A 13,911-nucleotide genomic window follows, 5' to 3' on the forward strand; every position below is an offset into this window, starting at 1 on the left:
ATTACATACATGATAACTTTTCAAGGTTAATTTTATCTTTTGATTCTGTTATCACCTTATCAAGGAGAGGTAAAGGACAATCGCAGGTTTTGTTAAGTTTGTGTAAAATCACGCATTCCACTGAAACCGTTTCATATCCACACACCCGTTTTTCCGGAACTCCACTCCCTCGTCCTCCAGAAGGAGTCTCTGCTCCCTCCAGCCCGGAGCTGTTCGCCCGGCGTGGTTCACCACCCGGTGGCAGGGGTACCTGCCATAATACTCAGCCATGCTTAACACCTTTCCCACCAGACGGGAATTTTTATCCCGGCCGATGAGGCGGGCGATCTGGCCGTAGGAGGCGACCCGGCCCTCCGGAATCTCTTCCACTACGGACAGAATTTCGTAAATTAAGTCTTCCTTTATCATTTGGAACAGAAACCTTTCTTATATAATTGCCCCTAGTATAACATAAAACCGCCCCGGACAGGCGAAGATACTTTTCCAGGCGCTTTCGGCTGGCTGCGCCGATATCTGCGTGAAAAGAAGCTTCGTCCGCCGGGACGGTTCCATTGATTCTATTGGCTCTATTAATTCAGATTTCTCTTACTCTACATCCTGCAGGGCGTCCATGTCCACCTCACCGGTGCGGACCTTGACCACCTTATCCACATTGTATACAAAGATCTTGCCATCTCCGATGTGTCCGGTATACAGGGCCTTCTTGGCTGCTTCGATGACGGTATCCACCGGAATACTGCCAACAATAACTTCCACCTTGACCTTGGGAAGCAGGGTCGCGTCCATCTCGACGCCACGGTATTTCTCGCCTGCGCCCTTCTGGATGCCACAGCCCATAACCTGAGTCACGGTCATGCCGGTGACGCCGATATCATTCATGGCCTTCTTCAACTGGTCATACCGGGACAGCTTGGCGATGATGGATACCTTGTAAATACCAGTTGCGGATACCGGCGTCTGTACCACCTTAACAGCCGCGTTCTTCTGAGCCTCGGATGCCGCCTCGTACTCGTCCACGCCCAGGTTCGTATTCTCGTTAACCTCCATGGTCATGGTGTTGGAGATATCCATGATACTGAAGCCTGCGTAAGCGGAGGGAAGTCCGTGCTCGCAGGAGTCCAGACCCACGATTTCCTCTTCCTCACTTACACGAAGTCCAAAGACAGCTTTAATGATAAAGAAGAAAATCGTCATAGTCACTGCAGTCCAGGCCAGGACGCTCACCATGCCCAGAAGCTGTTTTCCAAGAAGGGTGAAACCGCCGCCGTAGAAGAGACCGGTCAGGGTATCATTTCCCGGAGCGTTTGTGGTAGCGAAAAGACCAACTGCAATGGTTCCCCACATACCATTCATGAAATGAACAGCTACCGCGCCAACGGGATCGTCTATGCGAAGTATATAATCCAGAAACCATACACCAAATACAACCAGAACGCCGGCTACCGCGCCGATGACGATGGCACCGAAGCAATCGGTCACATCACAGGGAGCTGTGATAGCTACCAGACCTGCCAGCGAAGCGTTCAGACACATGGATACATCGGGCTTACCGTAACGAACCCAGGTAAATACCATACATACAACGGTTGCTACCGCAGGAGCGACGGTTGTGGTCAGAAATACGCTTCCCAGCTGCTCTACACTGGTGCAGGCAGCGCCGTTGAATCCGTACCAGCCCAGCCACAGGATGAAGCAGCCAAGGCAGCCAAGGGGCAGATTGTGTCCGGGGAACGCGTTTACCTTTGTAATCTTGCCTTCTTTGTCTTTTACAAACTTTCCGATACGGGGTCCGAGAATTTTCGCGCCAATCAATGCGCTGAGTCCACCGACCATATGAATGGCACAGGAGCCTGCGAAATCATGGAAGCCAAGCTGGGAAAGCCAGCCACCACCCCAGATCCAGTGTGCCTCTATAGGGTACACCAGCGCGGAAATGATAGCGGAGTATACACAATAGGACAGGAACTTGGTACGCTCTGCCATGGCGCCGGATACGATGGTTGCCGTGGTGGCGCAGAATACCAGGTTGAATACAAAGTTGGAATAATCAAAATTTTCATAAGCGGTAAAAATATCAAAACCGGGTTTACCGATAAAACCTGCTACATCTTCACCCAGCAACAGTCCGAATCCAATCAGAATGAATACTACAGTGCCGATACAGAAGTCCATGAGATTTTTCATCAGGATATTACCGGTGTTTTTCGCTCTGGTAAAACCAGCCTCCACCATGGCAAAGCCTGCCTGCATCCAGAATACCAGTGCGGCTCCTATGAGGAACCAGACGGCGAAAAGCTGACCGTCAATAGCAGATAAAATTTCCTGGGTCATAATATTTCCTCCTCTTCTTCATATTATCCTGGAGGGCTCCGGAGTTGTAATACATTCCCTGCAGAACAGTAATATAAATAAAAAAAGGAGACCTGAACAGCGGTAGTTCCGCGTTCAAATCTCCTTTGATATGAGTAATATTATAATCATGGATTCCAGAAACTGTCAATGTTAAGATTATATAAAAATTTTTTTGGAATTTTTATATAATTTTTAGATTTTTAACAAAAAGACGGACTCAGGATTCTGGTCTCTCACCTTTCCGCGCTCATACCGCCCGGAATGCGTGGTGCGTTCATAATTTGTTCATGTTTCTTTTAAAAATCGTTCAATTAGCGCTCATACCGAATTCATTTTCGGTCCATATAATAGCATCATAAGATAAATAAAAAGAGCAATACCTCAAAATGACAATTTCTTTATTTTTTGAATAAACTTTTTCATAATAAATGCCAGGCAGAGCAGCTGCCTGGCATCCTCCCTTTTCAGGGGCTTTTTATTTTAATTGTTCATCTTCTCTTCCCAGTCATCTCCATAAAGTTCTTCCATGGTGTAGACTTTTACCACGGATTTGTCTTCCACATCTTTGTAGGCGGGCCACATGATTTTGACTACACAAAACAGGGCGCAGCCTGCGATCCAGAGGCATACCATTGCCACCAGGACGGACAGGGCACGGCGAAGTGCTGCTCCGATCCGCTGTTCCAACCATTTTACCCAGAAATGCAGGCCACGGGCCATATAGTACATGAAGGGAATCAGCATGGGCATACTGTAGCGGCCCTGGGGCTGGTAGTCTGTGGCGTAGGAGTACCAGAAGTTCAGCACGTTCGGCACCAGAATGGCCACCAGCAGGCCCAGATGCCAGAACAGCCGCTCCGGATTCACACTGACGCCCTTCTTCCGACCGCGGAATTTTGCCGCGCACTCGAGCAGCATACCCAGGATTCCGGCGATAAACAACAGGGCGTAGCCCACATACATCCACCAGCGCAGGGCGTACCACAGCGGCCCCAGCACGCCGATGAAGCTCTTCAGTACCGACGCGGCCCAGTCGGAACGGAACAGCATATAGACCATGGAATACCCCTGGTTCTGATAGGTCCGTCGGTTGGACGGCTTCAGAATGTCCATGGCATAGTGCTCCGCATACTGATCCTGGGTCTTCAGTCCCAGAATATCCCCATCATAGAGAAAATAATTCCGAACGAACCACCAGCCTGCCAGAATCAGCACGATCCCCAGAATCAGAAGGCCTTTTTTCCAGAAGGACTTCCAAATCTCCTTTCTCTGCTCCGGATCCGCCGCCTCCCGGCTCCATTCCAGATAACAGCCCAGGTAAATGAGGGCAGCCGTGATCAGGAAGCCGTAGGCATTATAATAAGACAGGGCGCAGATGGCGCAGGATACCGCAATCCACACACAGTTTTTGAACGGGAACCGCTCTTCCATGCCACGGATCAGATACCATAAAATCATGGCCGACGCCATCAGAGCCATGGAGTCACAGTTCAGATAGGTGAACAGGAAGCAGGCCTGGGGCAGGCAGACCGTAAGCAGGGTAAACAGCCACTGAGTATCCGTCCGGTCAAAAAGCTTTTTGGAAATGGCCCGGACGAAGCCTGCGAAAATCATGCCGCAGACCACGCTCACTAGCCGCCCCGCAAAAATCAGGGAAAAGGCGTCCTTCGTCCAGATCATGGCCACGCGCACAAAGACCGCCTCCACCATCTGGGGCAAAATGGGCCGAAAGCCATAGGTGAAGCCCCAGGAATAATCCATAATCTCCTGCTGATAGCCCGTGGGCAGCTTGCCATATTCCACGATATAGTCCACGATGCGGGAGCGCATGTACTCGTCCGGTCCCTCGTTGAAGGGCAGGATCCAGGCCCAGGCCAGCCAGATCAGCAGGATAAAGGCGAAAAAGGCCAGCTCCAGCCAGTTTTCTTTCGTAAGCTTTTTCATATATTTCAATCGTCCTTTGATTCGTATTTTCTTGCGTATTATTTTTATTATAGCAATAATATGCAGGGAACACAACTGAAATAAAAACGCCCCGATGATTCGTCGGGGCGTCTGCACACTTACTCTATTTTTTCAAAACCTTTCTCAAATCCCAGCCCCAGAGTACCAGGAAAGCCACGCCCGCCGCGATCCAGGAGGCGATGTAGATTCCTACGATACACTCCATAGACTCATAGGACGGCAACACAAACAGGATGCCAAGCACACGAAGCATACAGATGAATGCCAACGTGGTCATCATGGGCTTCAGGGTATCGCCGGTGCCGCAGCAGGCTCCCGACAGGGCCTCGGCGATGGCGTAAAAGATGAAGAAGGGAGCCATCATCCGGGCATAGGTGCTTACCAGCGGAGCCAATACAGACGCGTCCTTCGCGGACACGAACCAGGGCGTTAGAAAGCCCGCTCCCACGAACAGCACCACACTGATGAGGGCTACCACGCCCACAGACATCATCGTTCCGGCAGCGACACCGGCCTTGATGCGGTGATGATTCTTCGCGCCCAGATTCTGGGCTGTAAAGGTGGTCAGTACCGGTCCCATGGAGTCCGACATGAGCCAGATGATCATATTCAGCTTATCACAGATACCCCAGGCCGCGATCTGACTGGTACCCATAGTATTGACGCCCGCCTGCACGATGGTATTCGCGATGGGGAACAGCATGGACTGCAGGGCCAGCGGCATACCAAGCCGTAGCATCTGCGACATATGTTCCGCGCAGAAATGAGGCCACCACAAAGGCTTCTCACCTTTTTCCACATGCAGCTTTTTCCGGAGCATTCCAAAGGTAATCACCACGCTGACGATCTGAGACGCCACCGTAGCCAAAGCCGCTCCGGATACGCCCAGATGCAGCACGCCCACCAGCAGCAGGTCGCCTACAATATTAACCACTGTGCAGCAAAGCAGCACATACAGGGGCCGCTTGGAATCCCCGTTGGCACGGAGCACACCCGCCGCCATATTGTAGAGCACCATGGACCAGATACCTGCGAAATAGATCCGGGTATAGGCTGCGGACCTTCCATAGACCTCTGCAGGCACGGCCAGCAGGTTCAGCATTCCCGGCGTCAGAAGCACCCCGCCAATGGAGCAGACGATACCCAGCAGCACAGCCACGGTACAGGCTGTCCGGATGGAGCAGTGCATCTCCTTCTCATCCCCGGAGCCAAAGCAGCGGGAAATCAGGATCGTGGCGCCGGAGGCCAGACCATTCATAAAATTAATCGGAAATTTGAACAGGGTATGGACGGAGTCGATGGCCGCCAGTCCCAGCTGTCCGGTGAACTGTCCCACCACGATGGCGTCCACGGTCACATATAACTGCTGTACCAGGCTGCCCGCGATGATGGGCAGCACAAAATACAAGAGTCCTTTACTGATACTTCCACTGGTAAGTGTGTGTTCTTTCATAAGCCGTCAGTTCCTTCTCTATATCCTGCCGGTAAGCGCTGATGCCCCGGTTTTATTTTTGCCCTCCTCATCCAGCAGATGGCAGGCCACCTCATGACCCGCTTCTACCGTCCGAAGCTTCGGCTGTTCCGCTGCGCAGCGCGTAGTTGCTTTGGGGCAGCGTCCCCGGAAGGGGCATCCCGCAGGCACATCCAGGGGGCTGGGTGCCTCGCCCTCGATGCTCTCGATGGGCTTGGAAAAATCCATACTGATATCGAAAATGGAACCAATCAGCGCTTTCGTATAGGGATGCTTCGCATTCTTCGCCAAATCCTTTGCCGGAAGGACCTCCACCACATTGCCAAGATACATGACTGCCACCTGGTCGGCGCAGGACTGAATCAGAGAAATATCATGGCAGATAAAACCGATGGTAATATTCTTCTCCCTCTGGAGTTTCACGATCAGCTCAATGATGGTCTTCTGCACGGACACGTCCAGGGCCGAGGTGGCCTCGTCGAGAATCAGGATCTCCGGCTCCAGAGCCAGGGCGCGGGCGATAGCCACACGCTGTCTCTGTCCGCCGGACATATTGTGGGGATATCGATCCGCGAAATCCCCGGGCAGCTCTACCATTTCCAGCAGACGGCGGCAGGCCGCGTCCTTTTCCTTTTTGGTGATTCGTCCGAAGTTCAGCAGGGGCTCACACACGATGTCCCGGATCCGCATTTTCGGATTAAAGGAGGAGGTGGGATCCTGAAATACCATCTGGATATGCTGCCGGCTCTGGCGAAGCTCCTCGCCCCTAAGCTTTGTGATATCCCTGCCGCGGTAGAGAATCTCGCCCTCAGACGGCGTATCCAGGGATACCAGAAAGCGCATGAAGGTGGACTTTCCGCAGCCGGACTCACCCACCAGTCCCAGGGTCTTTCCTTTCTGAAATTTCAGGTTGATATCATGATTGGCTACCAGAGTCCGTCCGCCGGATGCGGGAAAGCGTTTTGTCACATGTCTGGCTTCCAGAATTACTTCGTTATTTTCACACATCCTTTTCCCCTCCCTGTTCTCTTTCCATCGAGGGTACCGCGCTCAAGAGAGTGCGGGTGTACTCGTTCTCAGAATGATGCAGGATATGATCCCGATCGCCCTGATCCTCAATGTGTCCATTTTTCATCACTACGATATAATCCGACATATAAGCCGCCACGCCCAGGTTATGAGTCACCACGATGATGCCGGTGCCGTAGGTGTCCCGAAGCTCCATCATCTGACGCACGATCTGAGCCTGAGTGGTCACATCCAGTGCGGAAGTGGGCTCGTCGGCCAGCAGCAGACGCGGCTGATAGGTCATAGCCATGGCGATACCCACACGCTGACGCATACCGCCGGACAGCTGGAACGGATAGGAACCCATAACATTGTCCGGGCTTGGCAGACGCATTTTCCTCAGCATCTCCTCTCCCTTGGCCCAGGCGTCCTTCCTGGAAATCTTCTCATGGGTCTGCAGGTACTCGGTGAACACCGATCCGATTTTCCGGGTGGGGTTCATCATGGCTCCGCTGTCCTGGAAAATCATAGAAATATCACTGCCGCGTAAGGATCGCCATTGCTCCGGTGTCTTGGAAAGCAGGGATTCTCCGTCGAAAAGGATGTCGCCCTTTGTGATGGCTCCTCCGCCTGCCAGAAGACCCAGCACCGCACGAATGACCGTGGTCTTACCGCTGCCGCTCTCGCCCACCAGACTGATGATCTGCCCCGGCTTCATATCCAGACTGAAATCCAGGACGGCAGGAACCTTTTTATAAGAAATCGTTACGTTATCAATTTTCAGCATGTTCCCACCTCCTACTCTGATCTCGGATCCAGGATATCCCGAATGGAATCGCCCAGCATGTTAAATACAACGACTACAATAAAGATCGCAAGACCCGGATACAGCATCATCCAGGGTGCGGACTGCATACAGGCACGGCCCTCGTTCAGCATATAGCCCCACTCCGGTGTGGGCGGCTTTGCTCCAAAGCCTAAGAAGGACAGCGCTGCGATCTCCAGCATCATGCCTCCCACGTCAGTGGCCGCCGTGATGATCAGGGTCGGCAGGGCGTTGGGCAGCATGTAGCGGAGCAGCATGTACGGGGTCTTGGAACCTGTTACCACGGCTGCGGATACATAATCACGGTCACGGATCTTCATCACCAGGCTTCGCGCCAGACGGGCATACTTGGTCCAGTTAACCGCTACGATGGCGATAATAGCGTTCCGGATGCTGGCGCCCATGACACCGGCTACAGCCAGCGCCAGTACCAGGCCCGGGAATGCCAGCATCATATCCGCAATACGCATCAAAACCGCGTCTACCACGCCGCCGAAGTAACCGGCGATGACGCCTATTACGCTTCCCACCAGGAAAATCAGAAGAACCACGCCGAAGGTGGAAGTCAGGGACGCCCGCGCTCCGTAGATCACACGGGTATAGATATCGCGGCCCATCTTGTCGGTGCCGAAAATATGTGCCTTGCTGGGCGCTTCCAGTGCATCTGTCAGGGACCCCTTCAGCGGATCCGCGCCGCCGGTCAGAAGGGGAGCGAAAATCGCCGCCAGAATGATCAGGAACGCCAGAAAAGCAAAAAATGTAAACTGTTTATGTTCACGAAGAAATTTTAACGTCTTTTTCATATGCTTACCTCTTCAGGCGCATCCGGGGATCGATATAGACATAGGATGCATCCACAATCAGATTGATGACCATGTAAATAAGAGCCATCCACAGCACATAGCCCTGAATCAGGTTATAGTCGCTGGATGTGATGGCTGTAACCGCCAGATTACCCAGGCCCGGGTAGGAGAAGATCACTTCTACGACGCTGGTACCGCCAAGCAGACTTCCGATGGAAAGACCCAGCATGGTAATCAGGGGCAGAAGGGCGTTGGGAAATACATTCTTCCAGATAATGGTAGAGCGCTTCACGCCTCTGGCCTCTGCGCCGATGACATAGTCCTGGTTCAACTCCTCCAGCACGGCGGTACGCACCTGTCTGGTATACTTGGACGCCATGGCGATGGCCAGGGTCAGTGCCGGCAGGAACAGACTCTTGAAATCACCGCCCGACGCGATAACTGGGAAAATCTGGATCTTTACGCAGAGTAACAGCATCAACAGAAGCCCCACCCAGAAGTTCGGCATGGCGCAGCCCACAAAGGTCACCGCCCGACAGACATAGTCGATAAAGCTGTCCTTATGCAGGGCGGAAGCCACTCCCAGGGGTACTGCCATAATCAGCATTAAAACCAGGGACATAAGCGTCAGCTTCAGGGTCGGCAGAAGTCTCGCTGCCAGAAGATCGACCACAGGCTTATTCAGGCTGTAGGATTTACCGAAATCACCGTGCAGGCAATTGGTCAGCCAACGCGCATACTGTGTCAGGAAGGGGTCATTAAGTCCCAGCTCATCCCGGGTCTGCTGTACCAGTTCCTCCGTGGGCATCACACCGGTCGCAGAGAACATATTCCGAACCGGATCGCCGGGAGACAGATAAGTCAGCAGGAACGTGATAAAACTGATACCGATCAGCACGATAACAATCTGCGCCAATCGACGGAAAATCTGCTTTTTATTCAAAATTCTCGCTCCTTTTTTCCATAAGAATCCTAAATCTATTTTGTGACAGGTACTGTTACAAAATAAGCCGCCCCTATCCACCTACCTCTATGGGGGCCGGATGGGGGCAGCCTATATGGTTCACAACTACCGATTACTCAGCCGGAGTAATCTCAGTGGTCAGCCAGTAGTAATCTGCTGTGTGAATGTGAGCATAGCCTACATTCTTGGAGTAAATCATGGAAGAGTTGTAGTAACCGTCAATCAGGACTGCTGCGTCGTCAATCAGAATCTGCTGCATCTGGAAAATCAGATCCTCGCGCTTATCCGGATCCATCTCGCTCTTCAGCTCCTCGAACAGAGCGTCATACTCCGGATTGGAATATCCGCAGTAAGTAGTGTCGGTAGCCCAGTTTGCCATGTATGCATACGGGTCGCCGGTACCTACGGTGATCCAGTTATTATTATTGAAATCATAGTTCCCTGCCGCCAGCTTGCTCCACTGATCGTCGGAGCTGCCGTAATCCGCAGTGCAGCCGATGCCGATCTCCGCCAGATACTGGATGTGAGCATTGGAGAAGTCGTTCAGCAGCCGGTTCTCATAGGATACATAGTGCAGGTTGATGTTCTGTCCGTCGATCTCACGGATACCGTCTCCATTGGTATCTACGATACCAGCGTCATCCAGGAGCTTCTTAGCGCCTTCCGGATCGTACTGATACGGGTTGTTCAGCTTGTCATAACCATAGGTCAGGGTAGAGGGCAATACGGAGAAGCCCGGTGTGTACAGGTCTCCGATGGTCTTGGAATGACAGATGGTGTCATAGTCGATACCCATCAGGATCGCCTGACGCAGGGTCTTGTTGCTCAGCACACCGTCGAAGTTCATCCAGCTGAAGCCGCAGCGTACACCGGAAGCGATATCTACCGTAAAATCCGGGTTATCCTTGAAATCCTGGATATCAGATACGTTGGTGATGTTCTCTACCAGGTCTACCTGGCCGCTCTGCAGAGCCATAGTCTTCGCGGAAGCGTCACCCATATACATCAGCTTTACTTCATCATAGGGAACTTTCTCGCGATAGTTCGGGTTTGCTGCCAGATCATAGCCTACGCCTACACCGTTGAAGGTTTTAATCATATACGGGCCGGTACCGATGGTACCGTTGTCGAAGTTCTCAGTATCTGCCACATCGACGATGGCCATGGTCGGATGTGCCAGCTGTCCCGGCAGGTTCGCGTAGGGCTGTGTAGTCTGGATGGTCAGAGTGTTCGCCTCGTCATCGGCGATGATGGTTGCCTCGAACTCCAGGTACTTCTGGGGCTTCGCGGAACCGCTGGGTCCCATCTCCTTCAGGTACTCGAAGCACTCTTTTACCTTGGTCGGCGTCAGATCACAGCCATCAGAGAACTTGATGCCGTCCTTCAGGGTGATAACCCACTCGGTATGCTCGTCGTTTACGGTATAGCTGTCAGCCAGCCAGGGCTCTACTTCCATATTATCGTTGAACTTGAACAGGCCCTCGGTGATGCCGTAACGCATAGCGTTCCAGCCGCCGTTCTCATCTGTTACGGTGTTTACGATACCGTCGGTGTACATCTGACATCCGAAGTTCAGGACTTTTTTATCAGAGTTGCTTGCGCTGGAATCGGAGCTGCTTCCGCTTCCGCCGCAGCCGGACAGCAGCAGCGCTGCAGCCAGAGACATGGTGATACACTTCTTTGCGATTTTCATTGGCGTTTCCTTTCTTTTTTTGCTTTGTTGACTGTTTTTGTTCTCTTGTCAGCGCATCCATGACGGTCGAGAAACTCCGGAGCTCTCTTTCATACACAAAAAAAGCCGGATTTGCATCCGACTCATGACTTACCTTTAGAAACTACACGCTCCCTTCTGTCTTTCAAGGAAAAGCGCCACCTTTAAGTAAGAATCCTTCTGTCTTCCGCAGAAACTCTCTCTGAATCAAAGATAAGCAGGTCTCCTGACTTAAGCGTAAACGCCCGCAGCGCCTTCCCAGAATCTTTTCCAGTGGCATCTTGCTTTAGACTGACTATCACAGTGACGGGATCGCTCCGGATTCTCACCGAATTCCCTTTTAATCGAACCTTCGTCCGAACTTATCTTTTGTGCGGCATATTGCCGACCTTATGAACTTTTTCTACCCTTTCGGCAAATCATATCATAACTTACTATCCTTGTCAATCCACATTTTTAATCAAATTTTAATAAATTGTTCGTGCAAAGCAAGCGACTTCCAAAAAAAGCCGTCCCTAACTGACAGGATGACGACTTTTTTATTACTTTTTTTCTTAATTTTTGGTATATTCGACTTGCCGGGCTGCGCCGGGAGAGCGCAACCGCAGGGTCGAATAAAATAAAAGGGAGAGATAGGGCCTGTTGCCCTGTAAATAGGAAAAAGGCGTTACCACGGGAATTGGTAACGCCTTTGTTATCATTAGTATTTTATGTATTATCTTTTGTTGAGATGATTCTACTACGGGAATCCGCAAAAGTCAATACTTTCTGTTGTCGAAAAATGTCAATAATTTTTGCTATATTTTCTGTACTTTGCACAAAGCCTATGTATCCTGCCCGTCCGGCTTCTAGCCCAGAATCAGCTTCGCGCAGCCATAAATGCCCGCGTCGTTGCCCAGCTCCGCCAGAGCGAAGGCCGTCTCCCGGGTGGACTTGAAAGCCACCGGCTCATAAGCCTTCCGCACATACTTCAGCAGAATGGGGCCTGCCTTGGACACGCCTCCCCCTATGACGATGATCTCCGGATCGAGAATCGCTGTCATGGAAGCCACCGCCTTTCCAAGATAGGTGCCGAACTCCTCCGCGATCTTTTTCGCCAGGGCGTCGTCCTCTTTTACTGCGTCAAAGACGGACTTGGCGCTGATTTCACGGTCACGCAATACGGAGGGTTCGTCGCTTTTCTTAAGCCACTCCCGCTCCAGACGGGCGATGCCGGTAGCTGAAGCATACTGCTCCAGGCAGCCCTGATTGCCGCAGCCGCAGTGCTCTGTCTCGCCATCCTTCACATGGATATGGCCGATCTCGCCGCCTGCTCCGTGGGCTCCGGTCAGGATCTGACCGTCAATGACGATACCGCCGCCCACGCCGGTCCCCAGGGTAATCATCAGCACATCCCGGTGGCCCTTACCGCCGCCCAGCCACATCTCACCCAAGGCTGCCACATTGGCGTCGTTTCCTGCTTTACAGGGAAGTCCGGTAAGCTCGGAAAGCTCTTTTGTTACAGCCTTATAACCCCAGCCCAGGTTCGCTGTGTGGGGAACGCTGCCGTCCGCGGCCACCGGTCCCGGCACGTCCACGCCCACGCCTGCGATCTCCTCCCGGTTCAGCTTTTTTTCTTCGATCTTATCCAGAATCGCCTTCGCGATATCCGGCAAAACAGCGGATCCTTCATTTTCCGTATGGGTAGGAATCTCCCACTTGTCCAGAACGATGCCGTCTGCGTCAAAAAGTCCCAGCTTCACGGTGGTTCCACCGATATCTGCCCCAAAACAATACTTCTTCATCACTGTAATCCCCTTTTACCCTTCTCTTATTTTCTGCGCGCCATGCTCTCCTGTACGCGGCGGTACAGCTCCTGGGCCGCATTGTAACCCATCTTCTTCTGTCTGTTATTGACTGCTGCGGTCTCCACAATGATGGCCAGATTCCGGCCCGGACGGATGGGCAGGGAATGGCAGACCACTTTATTACCCAGAAACTCCGTGTACTCCTCGGTCAGGCCCAGGCGATCGTATTCTTTGTCCTTATCCCAGTCCTCCAGCTTGATGACCATGTCGATCTGCTGGGTCTCCTTGACACACTCCACACCGAACAGGGTCTTTACATCCACGATACCGATACCGCGCAGCTCGATGAAATGCTTGGTGATCTCCGGGGAACGGCCCACCAGGGTCTCGTCGCTGACTTTGTGAATCTCCACCACGTCATCGGTGACCAGTCGATGGCCTCTTTTGATCAGCTCCAGGGCTGCCTCACTCTTTCCGATACCGCTCTCGCCCATGATCAGCACGCCCTCGCCGTATACGTCTACCAGCACGCCGTGGATGGAGATCCGGGGTGCCAGCTGCACATTCAGCCAGCCGATGATGGCCGCCATGAAGTTCGAAGTCTTTTTCTCGGAGTAGAACACCGGCACCTTGTATTTATTCGCCATCTCCAGGGCCGCAGGCTCCGGCTCCGTACGGGAGGTATACACCACGCAGGGAACATTGCTGGAAAAGAACTTCTCATAAATGGGCAGTTTCTCCTCATCGCTGCGGCTCTGCAGGTAGGTATACTCCACATATCCCACGATCTGCACACGCTCTGTTGCAAAATGGGCAAAATAGCCGGCCAGCTGCAGAGCCGGTCGGTTAATCTCCGGCGACGCCAGCTTCATTCCCGTCAGATCGATATCCGGCGTCAGGTTCTTCAGATTCAGCTTCTCCACCATCAACGCCATATCTACGGTCTGTGTACTTCCCATATCGTATCCTCGCTTCCTGTTTTATGATTTTATGAATGGATTTCATAAACCGTTTTCTTTCTATT

At 52.4% G+C, this 13,911-nt stretch carries 11 protein-coding genes and 1 riboswitch; all 11 genes read right to left on the reverse strand.

The annotated features are described in order from the left end of the window. Positions 1–108 precede the first annotated feature (108 nt). Positions 109–408, reverse strand: a complete 300-nt coding sequence (locus H8S44_RS00300) for an MGMT family protein (protein WP_186872944.1) — start codon at positions 406–408, stop codon at positions 109–111. Between the two features lie 177 nt (positions 409–585). Further along, complete coding sequence (locus H8S44_RS00305; RefSeq protein ID WP_186872943.1) at positions 586–2,331, reverse strand: ammonium transporter; 1,746 nt, start codon at positions 2,329–2,331, stop codon at positions 586–588. A 501-nt stretch (positions 2,332–2,832) separates the two neighbouring features. Further along, positions 2,833–4,296 carry a DUF2142 domain-containing protein gene (locus tag H8S44_RS00310; protein ID WP_186872942.1) on the reverse strand — a complete coding sequence of 488 codons (1,464 nt, stop codon included), beginning with the start codon at positions 4,294–4,296 and terminating at the stop codon, positions 2,833–2,835. Between the two features lie 124 nt (positions 4,297–4,420). Continuing rightward, a complete protein-coding gene (locus tag H8S44_RS00315; RefSeq protein ID WP_186872941.1) occupies positions 4,421–5,770 on the reverse strand; it encodes an MATE family efflux transporter in 1,350 nt (449 codons plus the stop codon). An 18-nt stretch (positions 5,771–5,788) separates the two neighbouring features. Then, entirely contained in the window at positions 5,789–6,796 is a 1,008-nt protein-coding gene (locus tag H8S44_RS00320; protein WP_186872940.1) for an ABC transporter ATP-binding protein, read from the reverse strand. Beyond that, positions 6,789–7,583, reverse strand: coding sequence for an ABC transporter ATP-binding protein (locus H8S44_RS00325; protein WP_186872939.1), 795 nt, complete (start codon positions 7,581–7,583; stop codon positions 6,789–6,791). Before H8S44_RS00325 ends, H8S44_RS00320 begins: the two co-directional genes overlap by 8 nt. An 11-nt stretch (positions 7,584–7,594) precedes the next feature. Beyond that, the gene (gene nikC / locus H8S44_RS00330; RefSeq protein WP_186872938.1) at positions 7,595–8,425 is read right to left on the reverse strand and encodes a nickel transporter permease; all 831 of its coding nucleotides are present in this window, start codon (positions 8,423–8,425) and stop codon (positions 7,595–7,597) included. 4 nt (positions 8,426–8,429) lie between these two features. Continuing rightward, positions 8,430–9,368, reverse strand: coding sequence for a nickel ABC transporter permease (gene nikB, locus H8S44_RS00335; RefSeq protein ID WP_186872937.1), 939 nt, complete (start codon positions 9,366–9,368; stop codon positions 8,430–8,432). A gap of 133 nt (positions 9,369–9,501) precedes the next feature. After that, complete coding sequence (locus tag H8S44_RS00340; protein ID WP_186872936.1) at positions 9,502–11,082, reverse strand: ABC transporter substrate-binding protein; 1,581 nt, start codon at positions 11,080–11,082, stop codon at positions 9,502–9,504. A gap of 217 nt (positions 11,083–11,299) precedes the next feature. Next, positions 11,300–11,481, reverse strand: a riboswitch (cobalamin riboswitch). A gap of 467 nt (positions 11,482–11,948) precedes the next feature. After that, positions 11,949–12,884: an ROK family glucokinase gene (locus H8S44_RS00345; protein WP_186872935.1), complete on the reverse strand. Its 936-nt coding sequence runs from the start codon at positions 12,882–12,884 to the stop codon at positions 11,949–11,951. A 26-nt stretch (positions 12,885–12,910) separates the two neighbouring features. Continuing rightward, a complete protein-coding gene (gene hprK, locus H8S44_RS00350; protein WP_243167433.1) occupies positions 12,911–13,846 on the reverse strand; it encodes an HPr(Ser) kinase/phosphatase in 936 nt (311 codons plus the stop codon). Positions 13,847–13,911 lie beyond the last annotated feature (65 nt).

Source organism: Anaerosacchariphilus hominis (assembly GCF_014290175.1).
GTDB classification, from domain to species: Bacteria; Bacillota; Clostridia; order Lachnospirales; family Lachnospiraceae; genus Laedolimicola; species Laedolimicola hominis.